Origin of the sequence: Corynebacterium sp. HMSC064E07 (assembly GCF_001815745.1) — a bacterium.
In the GTDB taxonomy this organism is placed as follows: domain Bacteria; phylum Actinomycetota; class Actinomycetes; order Mycobacteriales; family Mycobacteriaceae; genus Corynebacterium; species Corynebacterium jeikeium_D.
This window is the reverse complement of the sequence record NZ_KV821810.1, coordinates 36,540-52,558: the sequence shown is the minus strand read 5'-3', so window position 1 is coordinate 52,558 and position 16,019 is coordinate 36,540. Positions and strand designations below refer to the sequence as shown.

The following is a 16,019-nucleotide window of genomic DNA, read 5'->3' as shown; positions in this document are numbered from 1 at the left end:
GAACGAACTGAAATGACTATTCCCACCGCCGATTTCATTGCCGAAGAGCTGGCAGACACACTGGTCAAGATGCGCTTTTTCGCTGACAAGGTCTCTGACATCGACCACGTCGAGATCCTCGCGCTTGACCCCGTACTGCGCGACAATCCCGACAGCCCCGATGTCGATATCGCATTGGTGAGGGTGCACACCGCGCATTCCGCACCGACCTATCAGCTGCCCATCGCTTGGGCGGAGGACGTCCCCGATGGCCACGAGCAGTCCCTGCTGGTTCGTGCGGAGGGCATCGTCGGCTACGACGCTCTGATTGATCCGGATGCCATCACAGCACTCGGCCAGAAGCTTTCCGACGAAGGCAAGCTCGGCCGCATGGAACTGCGGCGTGTGCCGGGCTCTGAGCAGCTCCGACCGGAATCCGGCCGCCCCATGGGAGTCGAGCAGTCGAACACCTCGGTCATTTTCGACGACCGCGTGATGTGCAAGTTCTTCCGTCGCCTCTACCCCGGTACTAATGCCGATGTGGAGCTGCTGGCCGCACTGGCCCAGGCGGATTGCAAGTTCGTCCCTGAGCTCTACTCCTGGGTGGAGACCACCATTGGCGAAGACACCTACACCACCGCCATGCTGCAGGAATTCGCACCGAACTCGGTCGATGGCTGGGAGTTGGCTCTTGGCGCAGTGCGCGATGCCATCCGCGACAGTCAGACCCCGCTGGAAGATTTGGGCACCGACTTTACATCCGAAGCGCGTGCGCTCGGCGCAGCAGTGGCCTCGGTACACAGCAGCCTCGCTGCCGCTGTCGCGGTAAAGGAGCGTCTGACCGGTGCGGAGCTGGTAGCCCCACTGCGAGCTCGACTGGACTTCGTTGCTGGTGTGGTGCCACAAATTGCTGAGGTCAAGGATAAGGCTCAGGCTATCTTCGATCGCGCGGAGGCTGCGGTTCCGGAAGGTGGCGCCGTCGTCCAGCGAATCCACGGTGATCTGCACTTGGGGCAGGTATTGCGCACGCCGAGCTCTTGGCGCTTGATTGACTTCGAAGGCGAGCCGTCGCGCCCGTGGGAGGAGCGCCGGCTGCCGGATCACCGCCTACGCGATATCGCCGGCATGATTCGCTCCTTCGATTACGCCGCTCACTACCCGCTGCTGACCGGACGTGAAGACACCGAGGCGGCTACCGAGCGTGTTGAGCAGTGGGCTCGCCGCAATATCGATGCCTTCCTGGAAGGCTATGGCGACGCCAGCGACCCGGCACTACTGGAGGCTTTTGTACTGGATAAGGCCATCTACGAGTGCCTTTACGAAGCGCAGAACCGCCCCAACTGGCTGCCGCTGCCGCTTGGTGCTGTGCGTTCGCTGTTAGGATAGGGCTTTTGTCGCAGTAATTTCATAGCGGGAGTGATCCTCCCGCAAGATAGAGGTCTTTCGTGCGTCTGCTCAGCAGAATCCTGTCCACTACACGAGTGCTCTGGCCTTTCTATATCGGGGTCATCATCTGTTCGCTGGCCACCGCCGCCGCGTCGTTGATTAGCCCCTTCCTCATCCGCGATGCCACCGACGCCATCGTCGGCGCGGTGTCCAGCGATGAAGGCTTGAGCCAGGCGGCGATGTCCGATACCACTCGCACGGTAATCTGGCTGGTCATCGGGCTGTTAATCGCAGATCTGACGCAAACCATCGTGCATAACATCGGTGGTTACCTGGGCGATGTGATGACTGCGCGCATGCGCGAGATTCTGTCGACCCGCTACTATGCAAAGCTGCTGTCGCTGCCGCAACGCTATTTCGACAGTCAGGTCACCGGCACAATTATCTCCCGCCTGGAACGCTCGATTACCAATATCACGCAGTTCCTCCAGGCGTTTTCCAACAACTTCTTCCCAATGCTGTTGACCGTCGGCGCGGTACTGGGCATCACCGCCTGGCACTACTGGCCACTGGCGGTGCTGTTGATTATCGTTTTCCCGGTCTACACCCTGCTGACCGCGCTGACCTCGAAGCGCTGGCAGAAGATTGAAGCGAAAAAGAACGAACAAATCGATGTCGCCGGTGGCCGTTTTGCCGAGGTCATCGGCCAAGTCAAGGTTGTCCGCTCCTTCACTGCAGAGCTGCGCGAAATCGCTTTCTTTGGTTCCCGCTTCCGCCGCACCATCTCCCTGACCCGCGATCAGTCAACGTGGTGGCACCGCATGGATGCCCTTCGCGGGGGCATTTTGAACATCATCTTCGCAGGCATTTACCTGCTGCTTTTCCTGCGTACGCTGTCGGGAGAATTCTCCATCGGCACCATGGTCATGCTCATTCAGCTGATTAACATGGCGCGCCAACCAGTGACCATGATGAGCTTCCTGGTCGACGCTGCCCAACGCGCAGTCGCCGGTTCGCGCGATTACTTCAAGGTCATGGAGCTTACTCCAGAGACTCGCACGCAGCCGGAGCTGCTCAGTGCAGCGACCGCGAATAACGGCGACTTCGACTCCGCGTCCGTTAGTTCCACCGCAGACGCAGAGTCCGTCGACAGCGCCCACCGTTCCTCCCTGGAACGCGCAGCCGAACAGGAGGCAATTGGCGCTCCCATTGTCGACTTCGACGCAGTGGATTTTGTCTACGAAGAGGACAAGACGGTGCTCTCCAATGTCAGCTTCCAGGCGTACTCGGGCCAGAAAATCGCCCTGGTCGGCGAGTCGGGTGGCGGCAAGTCCACCATCGTCAACTTGCTGCTCGGCTTCTACGCCCCGACCGCAGGCCGCTTGAGCGTGCTGGGGTCGGATGTCTCCGAGGTTTCCGGTTCCACTCTGCGTGCTGGCTCTGCCGTCGTGTTCCAGGACTCGTCACTATTCTCCGGCACGATTCGGGAAAACATCGCCTACGGCAAACCCAACGCCACCGACGAAGAAATCATTGCCGCCGCGAAGAAGGCCAACGCCGACGACTTCATCCGCAGCTTCGCCGAAGGCTACGACACCACTATCGGCGAGCGAGGTCTGAAGCTCTCGGGTGGCCAGAAGCAGCGCATCGCCATCGCGCGCGCTATTTTGAAGGACGCTCCCCTGCTCATCCTGGACGAAGCCACTTCGGCGCTAGACACCAAGGCCGAACGCGAAGTTCAGCGAGGCTTGGACAAGCTGATGGAGGGACGCACAACGGTTATCATCGCCCACCGCCTGTCCACAATTTCCGATGTGGACACCATCGTGACGCTGCGTGACGGTCACGTCGACGAGGTGGGCGCACCCGCAGAATTGGCGCAGACTGACGGTATCTACGCCGAGTTGCTACGCCTGACGGCTTCGGCCTCGGCGGCGGATCGTCTGCGCCTGAAGAAATACGGCATCAAGGGGTAACGCGCCGTCGTCAAGCATGCAGGAAACGCTTGACGACGGGCACTCCTGCGCCCTTTTACGGACGGGGAACGATGTAGCGGCCAGCGCCCGGAACAATTTCGACGGTGACCGGCATCGGGAACATGAGGTCGCCGTCAGCGTAGGCGTTCATCTGGCGTGGCGGGCCGATGTATTCCACGTAAGCCTTCTTGGCGCGGTAGGTGCTGACCTCCCCGATTTTTTCAACGGTGCCGTCGAACACGGACTTGAAGGCCAGGGCGGCCTTGATGCGCCCGGCCTTGCCGATGACAGTGATATCCATCAGTCCGTCGGAGTGGTCTGCGGACGGGCAAATCTTCATACCACCGCCATAAGAACGGGTGTTACCGAAGGCGGCCAGCGTGATTGGATCTTCGAGAACCCGATTGTCATCGAGCGTGATGCGGAATGGCAGCGAGTGGAAAGCCAAGAACTCGCGGACGATGGCCAGGTTGTAGCGGTTACGGCCATGCGGCCAGGTCATCTGATTGACGCGGTCGGAGACAATCGAGTCGAAGCCGGCACACATGATAGTGCCGAACCAGCGCTGCTCCCCTGCCTCATTGGTGATGCGGCCGAGGTCAGTGGTCGTCCAGAAGCCATCGGCGATAACGTGAGCGGCATCGCGAGCATTGCCACGCGGCAGATTGTATTCGCGACCGTGGTCGTTTCCGGTGCCGGCCGGGATAATACCGAGGGGGATGCCGGTCTGTGCCTGCTCCTGCAGTGCGAGGTTAATCATGCCGTCGCCACCACAGACTGCCAGGGCATCAATTCGGCCGTCGGCGATGACCTCACGAATGAGCTTGCGGGCGTCGTCGGGGTTAGCACCTTGGAGAGCGATGACATCGATGCCGCGATCCGCGAACACCCGGCTCGCCCGGGCGGACGCAATCTGCGAGGCGCCATGACCCGCGTGGGGGTTAGTGACCAGAGCAAGGGTACGAATCTCAGTTGTTCCCAGCGGGTAGTTGAGATCCTTGTCGTTAGCGTTCATCGAAGAAATACCTACTTTTACGTGGGCTTTTGACCGGTCAATACTGGCCTTTATGGGAGTGCGTTAATGCATCTAACTAAAGCTTACCAAGATTGATTGACATTTTTTGAGAAAACGTAACGTAATACCGCTATAATAAAAGATGTAAAGATGTGCTTCCGCGCAAGTTACATATAATTCCGCAGTTCAGGCTCTCAGCACCGATGCCCAAGGAGAAGCTCAGGATGTCTAACAAGCTCACGATTCCGTACCGCATGCGCTGGTGGGGCTGGGGTGTTGACGGCAACGACAAGCCAATCACCGTGGCCAGCGAGAAGCTACTGCAGCGCGAAATCGGTATGTCGCTGGACGCAAACAACCCGCCGCGCAAAATCGCCGATGTCACCATCCCCGATAGTCGCCTCAGCAACGAGGATATCGAGGCCCTGGGGGCTATTATCGGCGCGGATGCCGTCGCCACCGACCATGACACTCGTGTCAAGCACGCTGTCGGCCGCTCCTACCCCGACCTGGTTCGCCTTCGCGCAGCCAAGCTCGATGTCGCCCCAGATGCTGTTGTACTACCGAAAACTGAAAAGCATATCGAGAACCTGTTCAAGGTCTGCGCTGAGCGCAAGATTGCAGTCGTCCCCTTCGGCGGCGGCACCTCGGTCGTCGGCGGCGTGGAGGCTATTGACGGTGGCATGGGTAAGGCCATCGCAGTGTCCATGACCGCCTTTAATAAGATCATCGACATTGACAAGATCGCCGGCACCGTCACCGTTGAGACCGGCGTTTTCGGCCCCGACTTGGAAAAGGAACTGTCCAAGGCCGGCTTCACCGCTGGTCACTTCCCGCAGTCCTTCGAGTACTCCACTGTCGGCGGTTGGGTTTCCTGCCGCTCTGCAGGCCAGGAATCCTCTGGTTACGGTCGCATCGACCGCAATGTGATTGGCATGCGCGTCGTCACGCCAGCCGGCACCATGGAGTTCCGCGACATGCCGTCGTCGGCATCCGGCCCAAACCCGCGTGAGCTTTTCCTGGGGTCGGAGGGCACCCTGGGCATCATCACGCATGTGACGATTGCCCTAAATCAGCGTCCGCAAAAGGAGATGCTCTTCGACACCTACTTCTTCAACTCCTTTGAGGAAGCCGCCGAGGAGCTGCGCAAGTTGGAGCAGAGCGGAAATATCCCGCACCTAGCGCGCATCTCCGACGAGAAGGAAACGCTGTTTGGCCTCACTCAGCTGGGCTCCGCCAGCATGTCCGAGAAGGTCACAAAGTACCTGAAGCTGCGTGGCATCGATACCCCGTGCATGGTGATTTTTGGCTTCGCCCAGACTGATCCGGTCGGCGCCCGCGTCACCCGTGAGCGCCTGGCCGGTCGCCTGCTGACCAAGAAGTGCGTCCGCATGGGCTCCATTCCGGGCATGGCTTGGGTTAACCACCGCTTCTCCTCGCCGTACCTGCGCGATGTCATGATGACCCGCCGCGTCGGTGTCGACACCCTGGAGACCGCCACCACCTGGGATAACGCCGCTACACTGCGCCGCGAAATCGCCTCCGCGATGGAAGCCGCTGGCGAAAAGCATGGCACCCCGGTGTACGTCTTCTGCCACATCTCGCACATGTACGAATCCGGCTGCTCGCTGTACTTCACGTACTTCTTCCGCGAAACCGAGGGCGAGATTCTCCAGCAGTGGATGGACATCAAGTCCGCGGCATCAGAGGCCATGATGAAATTCGGCGGAACCATCACGCACCACCACGGCATTGGCCAGGATCACAGCCCGCAGTACTACGAGGAGAACACCGAATTGTTCGCCAAGGTCATGCGCGCAATCAAGGACGAACTCGACCCCGCTGGCATCCTCAACCCGGGCAAGTTAGCTACCGGCCCGCGCTCCTTGGAAGAGCGTTACGACGGCAACATGATCTAACCCTGTCGCCGCCAGCTTCGGCCCAACCGCTATTTGCTGCTGAACACGGCAAACCCGGCCTGTCTAGCCGCCAGCCTCGGTTAGCGAGCTAGACTGACCAGTTCACTGGCGTAGATTTCTGGCGACGTTGGGCCGTCATAAATAAACAGTGAAACGTAATCGTCAAGGGTAAAAGATTCGAGTGCTGCGATCATTGTCGCTGTCGCTTCTTCCTAGAATTCCAAGCGAGAATGCTCGGATGGTGGGATGGGTCGGCTCAATCGGTGCGATTTCGTCCGTGCGACCGCAAACAGCGTGGCGTTTTACATGCCTAAGCGCGTCTTTTTAGTTACGACCTGTCTGGGGCGGCACGGACTGGAGACAGCAGCAACACATCTGCAGCGATGGTGCAATAGCGGCGAAAGCTCGGTTCATGGACTCAGAGCGGTTGGACGCTGGGTGCATAGCCATCGAGGTGCCTCCTTCCTTGTGATCCCCGGGATATGATTCGCAACTAAGAAAGACTTCTTGAATCAATATCCGTGCCGGTCGTTGATAATGAACAACTTAGTCTATTTCTAATTGCCTTGCAATGGGTTACGCCCCGAAATAGTTCACGCTCACTACGCACTCCACAACTTCATCACGTACGCCAGATCGTTTCATCACTATTACCGTCTTCGGGAAAGTCGAGGAAGAAAAACTATGACTGCCACGCACGCTCCTCAGCGCGATCGCTCAGCTGCGGTTTTGAACAAGGCTCGTCGGCAAGCGGACTTGAATCGTCTGCGCGAAGAAACCGCTAAGGGCAACATCCCCGATCTGCTGGTCATCGGCGCCGGAATCACTGGTGTCGGCATCGCTTTAGATGCAGCATCGAGGGGTTTGAATACCGTTCTCGTCGAATCGAAGGATCTAGCTTTCGGTACCTCTCGTTGGTCGTCGAAGCTCGCCCACGGCGGCCTGCGCTACCTTGCCAGCGGCAATGTCGGTATCGCTCGCCGCTCAGCTATTGAACGTGGTGCGCTGCTCGACGTCACCGCTCCGCACCTGGTGCATAACCTGCCGCAGGTCGTACCGGTGATGGATAAGTTTGCACCGCTGACCCGAATTTTGCCACGGTTAGGCTTTTTGGCCGGTGACTTTTTGCGCATTATCGCTGGTACCTCCGCCACTACCCTGCCGCTGTCCCGCACTGTCGGTTCCCGCCGAGTCAGCCAGCTTTCGCCGACCGTCCGTAAGCGCGAGGTGAGATTCGGCTACGTCAACTACGACGGTCAGCTGCGTGACGACGCACGCTTGGTCACCGCTATCGCTCGAACTGCCGCTAGCTACGGTGCAACTATTCTGACCCGGGTGCGCTGCGAGACTGCCTCTGGCACGAGCGCCACACTAGTCGACGAGCTCACTGGCGATTCCTTCGAGCTGCCGGCTCACGCTGTGGTCAATGCCACTGGTGTGTGGGCAGCCGAACTGGCGACGAACATCAAGATTCGCCCATCTCGCGGCACACACCTGGTTCTCGACGCCGCGAAGCTAGGCAACCCTACCGGCTCTCTCACGGTACCGGTGCCCGGTCACACCAACCGTTTCTGTTTTGTCCTGCCCGCAGAGCACAACCGCGTCTACATTGGCCTGACAGATGAGGATGCACCGGGCCCGATCCCGGATGTTCCGGAAGTACCGGAGGATGACATCGCTTTTCTGCTCGATGTCATCAACCAGGCACTCGAGGTTCCGCTCACTCGCGACGATGTCATCGGCGCTTTCGCCGGCCTGCGTCCACTCATCGACGCCGGCGAGGCACACACCGCTGACCTCTCTCGCGAACACGCCTTGTTGGAGGCCCCGAACGGCCTGATTTCCATTACTGGTGGCAAGCTCACCGAGTACCGTCTTATGGCTGAGCAAACCGTGGACAAGGTCGAAGAGAAGCTCGGTGTTTCGCTTGCCCCGTGCTCCACCCGCACGATCCCTGTGCTGGGCTCCGAGCCGGAGGAGCTCGACCGCGCTCGCACCGCTGCCGCTGCAGGCCGTATCCCGATGCCGCTGTTTAATCGCTACGGTGCCGAATCCTTCGAGCTCATCGAATCCTGTCCGCTCGATCGACCGCTCGCCCCGGTAGCGGAGGGTCTCGATGTCACCCGCGCCGAGTTCGCCTGGCATGTGACGCACGAGGGAGCTCTCAGTGTCGACGATATTCTCGATCGCCGCACACGCCTGGGGCTGGTCAAGGCTGATCGCGAAGCTGCCCTGCCAGCTGCTGAGGAGGCACTGAGGCTGGCCTAGCGCTGGTCATTGCTGTGGCTGCTTCTGATGCGGCCGTAGCTACTGGATAAAACGGGGAGTCTTCGGACTTCCCGCTTTTTCTGTATACACGGAAACTATGAGTGTAAATAACGCTGTCACTTTCCCCTCCCTCGATGAACTCCGCTCCCGCAGGACAGTCAAATGGACCGCATATTCACCGGACGTGCTGCCACTGTGGGTCGCCGAATCCGATGCCACAACCTGCCCTGCCGTCAGTGCCGCAATCGACGAGGCGTGTCAGCGCGAACAATTCGGATACCTCTCGCAGGACATCACCGCGCTTACGACCGCAACCGCGGACTTTTCTGCACAACGCTACGGATGGCGCCCGAACCCCGACAATATCTTTGCCGTCGCTGACGTCGTCCGCGGTGTCACACTCGCGGTTGAACGCTTCACCCGCCCCGATTCCGCAATTGTCGTCCCCACTCCCGCCTACATGCCGTTTTTCCAGGTAGGTCCCGCGCTGGGACGCGAGACAGTGTGCATTCCCACGCTTGCCGACGGCCCGGATCTCGGCGCCCTCGAACGCGCCTTCGCCGACGGTGCCGGTTGCCTGATCTTGTGTAACCCGAATAATCCTCTCGGCTTTACCTACTCCCCCGAAAAACTGCGTGAGATTACCGATTTAGCCGCTCGCTTTGGTGCGCGCGTTATCTCAGACGAGATTCACGGCCCAGTTGTTCTAGATGGCACTCACACTCCAACCGCGTCGGTGTCGGATACTGCGGCGGCCGTGACTATCACGGTGACTGCTACCTCGAAGGGATGGAATACCGCCGGCCTCAAGTGTGCGCAGATCATCTTTAACGACGAAGATGCCAAAACCTGGCTGGAGCTGCCCTTCATTGTGCGCGAAGGCGCTTCTATTCTTGGTGTCGCCGCGGCCACCGCCGCCTACCGCGATGGTGTGCCCTGGTTGGACAATTTTGTCGATGTCCTGCGTACCAACCGTGAGACTCTGCAAACACGTTTGTCCACTATTGCGCCGCAGGCTCGCTTTACCCCACCGCAAGCGTCATTCTTGGCGTGGTTGGATTTGGGTGACGTGCCTGGTGTTGACAGCGATGACCCAGCTGCGTGGCTGGTTGAAAACGCCAAAATAGCACTCAACCCCGGCTTCGCATTCGGCGAAGGCGGGGCTGGACATGTGCGGCTTAACTTTGCGACCTCCCCGGAAATCCTCGGTGAGGCCCTGGACCGTCTTGACGCGGCCCTGCGCTTGTAGTTGACGTTTTAGTTGGTGACAGTGACGCTGCCGTCGGCGTTGACAACAACGTTGGCGGCCAGAGCGCGAGCCAGGTTCATGCGAACGTGCTGGCCCTCACCGTCAGTGCGATCGAGCGGGTAGCCGGATGGGATTGCGGTCTGAGCGAGGACGGAGCTGCGCTGTTCCTCAGTCAGCTGCGGGAAGCGGGTCTCCAGCAAACCTGCGTAACGCTTCGGAACAACAACTGGCTCGTTAGCCGGGCCAACCTGCTTGAAGTCGTAGGTCATGCGTTCGGTGTACTGCTGAACGGCAGCTGCGGTGCTCATGTACGGAGTGTCCTTGGCAACGCAGTTGGCGATGGTGTCGCCACAGCGGTACTCGAGCTCCGTACGCAGCTCATCCATGGCTTCTTCGATGAGTGGGCGGAACTCTGGGTCTGCCCAACGATCAGCTGCGGCCTGGTTGCCCATCATGCGGCCGCCCATAACGTCCAGCGGGTAGTGGACGCCCATGACAAGGCGAGAATGACCAGCCTCGGACGCACGCGCCTGAATTTGTGGTGCAACCTCCGGCAGCATCATGGCCAGCATGGTTGAAGTCCATGCAGCCTTGTTGGTGTGGCCCGACGGGTAGGACGGGGTGGTCGAGTACGGGTCGTCCTGACCTTCGCGGTAGTAGCGCTCGATGCGCTCCGGTGCCACCACAAACGGGCGATCGTAGCCGTAGACGTACTTCTCGAAGAAGGTCGAGCTGACCAGACCGCCACCGCGAGCAAGGTTGCCGGACAGCAGGGCCTTTACCTTCGGCAGGCGATCCTCGTCATAGGCATCACGGAAGTGCTGGCCCAGGTTTGCACCGAAAGCAGTGGAAATATTGGCCAGTGGGTCCAGGTAGTCGTCATCAAGAGCGAGTTCCTGTGCCTGCGGGTCATTCTTGGCAGCGTTGTTAATGCGGACGACCGTTTCGAGGTTCTGGTCCATAACCTCTGGGTGGTTCTTCTCCAGCTCCACGAAAGGATGCACAACGTAGAAGTAGAACCAGTTATCGGTGGCGGCATCCGACGGGTACGCGCGTGCAATCTGGTCCGGGCGATACGAGGTTGGCTTCGGCGCATTCGGGTCGGTGTTTTCACCGGAAGATGACGGCAGCGAGATGGAATCCGGGACCTCGAAGCCACCGCCGGGGAGCTTGATTCCCTCTGGAGCTGCCACATTAGCTGGAAGATCAGAAACAGAGTCCAGGCGGTTGCCGAGCTCGGCCAACGGGTTGACCGGAGCTGCCACGGCCGTTGCCGGTGTAAGCCCCATTACAACTGCCATTGCTGCGGTAGCAGCGCCGACGCGAGTACGTGTTGCAGTGCGCTTGTGCGGCTTCAAAGAAGACACTGAAGCATTCCTTTCCAGATTGCTGCGTGGGAGGCACCAGTTGTGAAGTGCTCTATAAGCCAAGGTCTGACAAAATCTTCACTTATGTTAAGCGCACTGTGAGGTTTCGGCGCGTTGAAAAGAAACAAGTTTTCAAAATGCTAGCGCCGATCGTGGGAGCTTTCCCCATCAGACTCCGGGTTTTCACTGATAAATGCATAAAAGAAACCGGTTGGCGGGATAAACGCCCGTCAACCGGTAAGAACTCAATACTCGCCCCAAACGGGGCTAAAAGCGTGGACTACTTGGAGTAGTCGTAGAAGCCACGGCCGGACTTGCGGCCGAAGTGACCCGCCTCAACCATGCGCTTGAGCAGCGGAGGTGCCGCGTAAGTCGGCTCCTTGTACTCATCGAACATGGCATCGGCAATGAACTTGATGGTGTCCAGACCAACCATGTCGGCCAGAGTCAGCGGACCCATCGGGTGCGCACAGCCATTGACCATTCCGGCATCGATGTCTTCTGCAGTAGCAATGCCGTCCTGCAGCATGCGAATAGCGCCGAGGATGTACGGAACCAGCAGGGCGTTAACAATGAAGCCCGAGCGATCCTTAGCGCGAATGACGGTCTTGCCCAGCGCCTCGGAAGCGTACTCGTACGCACGCTCCGACTGAACATCACCGGTCGTCAGAGTAACGACATGCTCTACCAGAGGCAGAACCGGAACCGGGTTGAAGAAGTGCAGACCCATGACGCGCTCCGGGCGCTTGGTAGCTGCAGCAATGGACTGAATCGGCAGCGAGGAGGTGTTGGAAGCCAGGATGGCATCTTCCGACTCAACAATCTCATCGAGCTGCGAGAATACGCTGGCCTTTACTTCCGGGTTCTCCACGATGGCCTCGATGACCAGCTCACGGTCAGCGAAGCCTTCCAGCTTGGTGGTGAAGCTAATACGTCCCAGAATCTCATCACGTGCAGACTGCTCTAGCTTGCCACGGGAAACGGCCTTATCCAGCGACTTTTCAATACGGGCGCGGCCGGACTCAAGGAACTCCTCCTTGGCCTCCCAGACCTTGACATCGCTACCGGCCTTCGCACAGACCTCAATAATTCCGGAGCCCATCTGACCGGCGCCGACGATACCTACTCGCGAGATACTATTTGCCATTGGCGTGTTTTCCTACCTTCTACTCTGGGTTATTAGCCAGCATTGTGCTTCATCCGAGTGCGCATTCGCTTGACGACGATCACAGCGCACTGGCTTTATTTACACGCTACTCACTTCCCCGGTTCCCCGGGCACGCTTTGCAGGACTTTTTACTTGAATTTCCCCCCACGAGCTTTGGGCAGCGGCTAGTACTGCATACGTTTTTCCAGCGCCTGCTGAATATCTTCCAGCTGCTGCTGAGAAGAGCGTGCCAACTCTTTCAGGTCGTTTCCGCCATGCTTTTCCAGCTCTTCCCACTGTCCGAGCATCTTATCCAGGCTGCCTTCCATCAACGTCAGATAAGCCATATCTGCGTGTGGCCCCTCCTCGTTCTCGAGGCGAGTCATGGTGGCGGTGTCGAGCTTGGTCTCCGACGGATCAACATCGACGCCGAGAGTCTTGACTAGCTGCGCTTCCTCTTCAGCAAAGATTGGCTCCGCCTGCTGCGCAATCTTTCGAGTCTCTTCCGAGACCGATTCCTTTGCAATTAGTGTCTGCGATGCTTTCTTCAGCGCCGCAGTATCTGCCGCCAGCTGAGCCAAGTTATCCCGAATGGCAGCAGTGGAGGCAACAGCACTCTGCTCCTGGCTTGACTGATTTTGGCTACCCTCCAGGGCTGCCTCATCGCTATCCCCACAAGCACTGAGACCAACGACGAGAGCAGAGGCCAGCACAGCGGAGCCAATACGCAGGCCACGCCCAATCAGAGAATAGGTCTCCCTGCTGGAAGCGGCTGCGCTATCGCGAATGGTGTCTGAGGACATTAGTCGACCTGCAGCTCGCCCATGCGATCCCAGTCCTGCTTATCTGGCAGTACCTGCGAGACAATCTTCGGGGTCTCAGCGAGCAGCGGCTTCATCGCCTCCAGGCCCTTGGCGAAGTGCTCGGAATTGACGTGGGCTTCACCAGCGTCATCATCGAATGCCTCGACGAGGATGTACTGGTTGGGGTCTTCTACGCTGCGGGACCATTCAAACCACTTGTTGCCAGCCTCTGCGCGGGTGGCAGCGGTGAACTCAGCGACGTGGTCCATCCATTCGTCGGCAAATTCCGACTTAACTTGGTAATTCACAACGATAAAAATCATGTCGCCCACTGTAGGCGCGTCCAAGCAGAATTGCACCCTTCGACGAATAGAGTTTCGCTGAGAATTTTTCTTACGCTGACCTCAGGTGACAGTTATATTGGTTTGTATGATGAACACTCCGCTCATTCTCACCTACCAAGATAAGACCCCACGCATTCATTCCAGCGCCTGGATTGCGCCCGGCGCGGTCATTATCGGTGATGTCGAAATCGGTGCGGATAGCTCCGTGTTCTACGGTTCTGTTCTCCGAGGAGACGTCGCACCGATCCGCATCGGCCAGCGCACCAATATTCAGGACAACTCCACAGTCCATGTCGACCGAGGTGTGCCCACAATTCTCGGCGATGATGTCACCGTCGGACACATGGCCTTGGTCCACGGCACCACGGTTGAAAATGGTTGCCTCATCGGCATGAAGTCCACCCTGCTTTCGCGTTCCCGTATCGGCGCTGGCAGCCTCATTGCTGCAGGTGCCGTGGTGTTGGAAGATCAGATTATCGACCCCAGGTCGCTGGCTGCAGGCGTTCCCGCCAAGGTGCGTCGTGAACTCTCCGCCGAGGAAGCAGAGGGCTTCATCGCCCATGCAGGGCGTTATGTGGAAACAGCGTCCAACCACCGCCACCTCCGCGAGGTCGACCTGGATATGGTGACTTTTAACTAGGCGGCTGCCGAGGCGCCTAGCTAAGCGGCTAGGCGGATTGTTTGACGGTCAGTGTCGCAGCACTACACCACTGTCGCGCCCGCCGCGGCCAATTCCGCTAGTGCAGCCTTGCCGCGCTCCGGGTCCACCGCCGCGACCTGATTGCTCAGAACACGAACGGAAAAGCCCTCCTTGAGGCCATCGAGCACTGTGGCGCGGACGCAGTGGTCAGTCGCAACTCCCACCACATCGATTTCTTCGATGTCAGAGGCGCGGAGAGCGTCGGCAAGCGAAACGCCAGCCTCCGTTGTTCCCTCGAAACCGGAGTAGGCGGCGGCGTACTCCCCTTTTGTGACATCGATACGCACAGCAGCGGGGTTGAGCTGCTCAAAAAACGCGATGGCGCGCTGCATGCCGGGGTGAATCTCTGCGCCCGGGGTACCTGCAACACAGTGTTTCGGCCAGGTATCGACGAAATCCGGGGTTTCAGAGAAGTGCGTGCCTGGGTCGATGTGATTGTCACGGGTGGTCGCAAGAACCGAGTACTTATTCGCTGTGCCCGCAACATGCAGATATGTAGCGGTGTACGCTGCCTCAGCACCGTCGACGGCAAGTGCGCCACCCGCGGAAAAATCATTCTGAGCGTCGACGACTACCAGTGCCATGCGGGGGCGCGCCGGGCGCTGTTGTTCCTCGGAGTGGGCGTCGTTGCTGGTGTCTGCCCCGGTGCCAGCGTTGTCCGAGTTGTCCGCATTGACCTGTCGGTAGATTTCGGAGAAGGAAGCGTTCATGGCCTATATCTTGCCACGTGCCCACGTTCAGAGGAGCACGTGAACTATCGACAGGATATCGACGCCCTAGCGACAACACAGAGTCAATCCGGGAAAGCGGTTAAAATTGCTCCGGTAATTCTTTGATACGACGACGGCTCCTGGTCGCGTCCTCCAATACGGGAGGTTTTTATGGCAGGCGGACTTGTCGCGCTGCTTGACGACGTTGCCACGATTGCACGTGCTGCAGCGGCAACAACAGACGATATTGCGGCTGCGGCCGGCAAAGCTAGCGCTAAAGCCGCCGGTGTTGTGGTTGACGACGCTGCGGTAACGCCTAAATTCGTCGAGGGTGTCTCGCCGAAACGCGAGCTGCCGATTATTTGGCGTATCGCCAAGGGCTCCTTGGTCAATAAAATTGTCATTATTCTGCCGATTGCATTGCTGCTAAGTCAGTTTCTGCCCTGGGCGCTGACGCCGATTTTGATGCTCGGCGGCTCCTACCTGTGCTTTGAGGGCATGGAAAAGGTCTGGGAGAAGATTAAGCACCGAATCTCTCCCGATCAGACTGAGCAGGAGCGGATGGAGGCGGCGACCAACCGCACACCACAGAATGAAGATTCCCTGGTGAAGTCTGCAATTTTCACAGACTTGATTCTCTCTGCGGAAATCATGGTGATTTCTCTCAATGAGGTCGCTGATCAGCCACTGCTCAACCGCGCGCTGATTCTTATTGTGGTCGCACTCATCATCACGCTTGCGGTCTACGGCGTGGTGGGCTTCTTGGTCAAGATTGATGATATTGGCCTGCACCTGCAGTCCAAGAAGTCAGCCGGTATCAGCAAGTTTGGTGCGGCGCTGGTCAAAGCCATGCCAATCGTTTTGAACACAATCGGTATTATCGGCACGTTTGCCATGCTGTGGGTCGGTGGCCACATCATGGTGGTCGGCCTCGACGAGCTGGGCTGGCACCTCCCCTACCAGCTGGTCCACAACCTTGAGCAGCTGTTTACCGGTGGCTTCCTCGGCTGGTTGGCCAACACCACCGGCTCACTGATTTTCGGCGCCATCTGGGGAGCAATCATTGTGGCGATTGTCGCCGTGCTGCCATTCGGCCACGGCAAGCACAACAAGTCTGACGAGGAAAATGCAGCGGAGGCCTCTGCCTAACAAGTCT

Annotated in this window: 13 protein-coding genes; 7 read left to right on the top strand and 6 right to left on the bottom strand. The window is 58.8% G+C overall.

Features of this window, described 5'->3' with window-relative positions; all coding sequences use genetic code 11:
* Positions 1-12 precede the first annotated feature (12 nt).
* Positions 13-1,365 (top strand): maltokinase N-terminal cap-like domain-containing protein, encoded by a 1,353-nt coding sequence (locus tag HMPREF3053_RS03930; protein ID WP_070767303.1) that lies wholly within the window; start codon positions 13-15, stop codon positions 1,363-1,365.
* A gap of 59 nt (positions 1,366-1,424) precedes the next feature.
* Positions 1,425-3,341, top strand: coding sequence for an ABC transporter ATP-binding protein (locus tag HMPREF3053_RS03925; RefSeq protein ID WP_070767302.1), 1,917 nt, complete (start codon positions 1,425-1,427; stop codon positions 3,339-3,341).
* 55 nt (positions 3,342-3,396) lie between these two features.
* Here the strand turns inward: HMPREF3053_RS03925 and HMPREF3053_RS03920 are convergent, their stop codons facing one another.
* A complete protein-coding gene (locus HMPREF3053_RS03920) occupies positions 3,397-4,356 on the bottom strand; it encodes a diacylglycerol kinase (protein WP_049170694.1) in 960 nt (319 codons plus the stop codon).
* Positions 4,357-4,580: 224 nt separating this feature from the next.
* Between HMPREF3053_RS03920 and HMPREF3053_RS03915 the strand changes: the two genes are divergently transcribed.
* The 3 genes from HMPREF3053_RS03915 (at position 4,581) to HMPREF3053_RS03905 (ending at position 9,792) form a co-directional block, all read left to right on the top strand.
* On the top strand, positions 4,581-6,275 hold the full coding sequence (locus HMPREF3053_RS03915; RefSeq protein WP_083317213.1) for an FAD-binding oxidoreductase: 1,695 nt from the start codon (positions 4,581-4,583) through the stop codon (positions 6,273-6,275).
* Positions 6,276-6,959: 684 nt separating this feature from the next.
* Positions 6,960-8,543 (top strand): glycerol-3-phosphate dehydrogenase/oxidase, encoded by a 1,584-nt coding sequence (locus tag HMPREF3053_RS03910; protein WP_070767301.1) that lies wholly within the window; start codon positions 6,960-6,962, stop codon positions 8,541-8,543.
* Between the two features lie 97 nt (positions 8,544-8,640).
* On the top strand, positions 8,641-9,792 hold the full coding sequence (locus HMPREF3053_RS03905; RefSeq protein WP_070767300.1) for a MalY/PatB family protein: 1,152 nt from the start codon (positions 8,641-8,643) through the stop codon (positions 9,790-9,792).
* Positions 9,793-9,800: 8 nt separating this feature from the next.
* Here the strand turns inward: HMPREF3053_RS03905 and HMPREF3053_RS03900 are convergent, their stop codons facing one another.
* The 4 genes from HMPREF3053_RS03900 to HMPREF3053_RS03880 all read right to left on the bottom strand — a co-directional run bounded on the left by HMPREF3053_RS03900 (position 9,801) and on the right by HMPREF3053_RS03880 (position 13,432).
* Entirely contained in the window at positions 9,801-11,159 is a 1,359-nt protein-coding gene (locus HMPREF3053_RS03900; protein ID WP_049170684.1) for an acid phosphatase, read from the bottom strand.
* Between the two features lie 280 nt (positions 11,160-11,439).
* Positions 11,440-12,306, bottom strand: a complete 867-nt coding sequence (locus HMPREF3053_RS03890) for a 3-hydroxybutyryl-CoA dehydrogenase (RefSeq protein ID WP_070602923.1) — start codon at positions 12,304-12,306, stop codon at positions 11,440-11,442.
* Positions 12,307-12,491: 185 nt separating this feature from the next.
* A complete protein-coding gene (locus HMPREF3053_RS03885; protein ID WP_070767298.1) occupies positions 12,492-13,109 on the bottom strand; it encodes a hypothetical protein in 618 nt (205 codons plus the stop codon).
* Positions 13,109-13,432, bottom strand: a complete 324-nt coding sequence (locus tag HMPREF3053_RS03880; protein ID WP_070767297.1) for a putative quinol monooxygenase — start codon at positions 13,430-13,432, stop codon at positions 13,109-13,111. The genes HMPREF3053_RS03885 and HMPREF3053_RS03880 overlap by 1 nt, the downstream gene beginning before the upstream one ends.
* 106 nt (positions 13,433-13,538) lie before the next feature.
* Between HMPREF3053_RS03880 and HMPREF3053_RS03875 the strand changes: the two genes are divergently transcribed.
* The gene (locus HMPREF3053_RS03875; protein ID WP_005510604.1) at positions 13,539-14,093 is read left to right on the top strand and encodes a gamma carbonic anhydrase family protein; all 555 of its coding nucleotides are present in this window, start codon (positions 13,539-13,541) and stop codon (positions 14,091-14,093) included.
* A 62-nt stretch (positions 14,094-14,155) separates the two neighbouring features.
* Here HMPREF3053_RS03875 and HMPREF3053_RS03870 read toward each other — a convergent pair whose 3' ends face one another.
* On the bottom strand, positions 14,156-14,863 hold the full coding sequence (locus HMPREF3053_RS03870) for an isochorismatase family protein (RefSeq protein WP_070438728.1): 708 nt from the start codon (positions 14,861-14,863) through the stop codon (positions 14,156-14,158).
* A 171-nt stretch (positions 14,864-15,034) separates the two neighbouring features.
* Here HMPREF3053_RS03870 and HMPREF3053_RS03865 point away from each other — a divergent pair, with 171 nt between their 5' ends.
* The gene (locus tag HMPREF3053_RS03865; RefSeq protein ID WP_070642068.1) at positions 15,035-16,012 is read left to right on the top strand and encodes a DUF808 domain-containing protein; all 978 of its coding nucleotides are present in this window, start codon (positions 15,035-15,037) and stop codon (positions 16,010-16,012) included.
* Positions 16,013-16,019 lie beyond the last annotated feature (7 nt).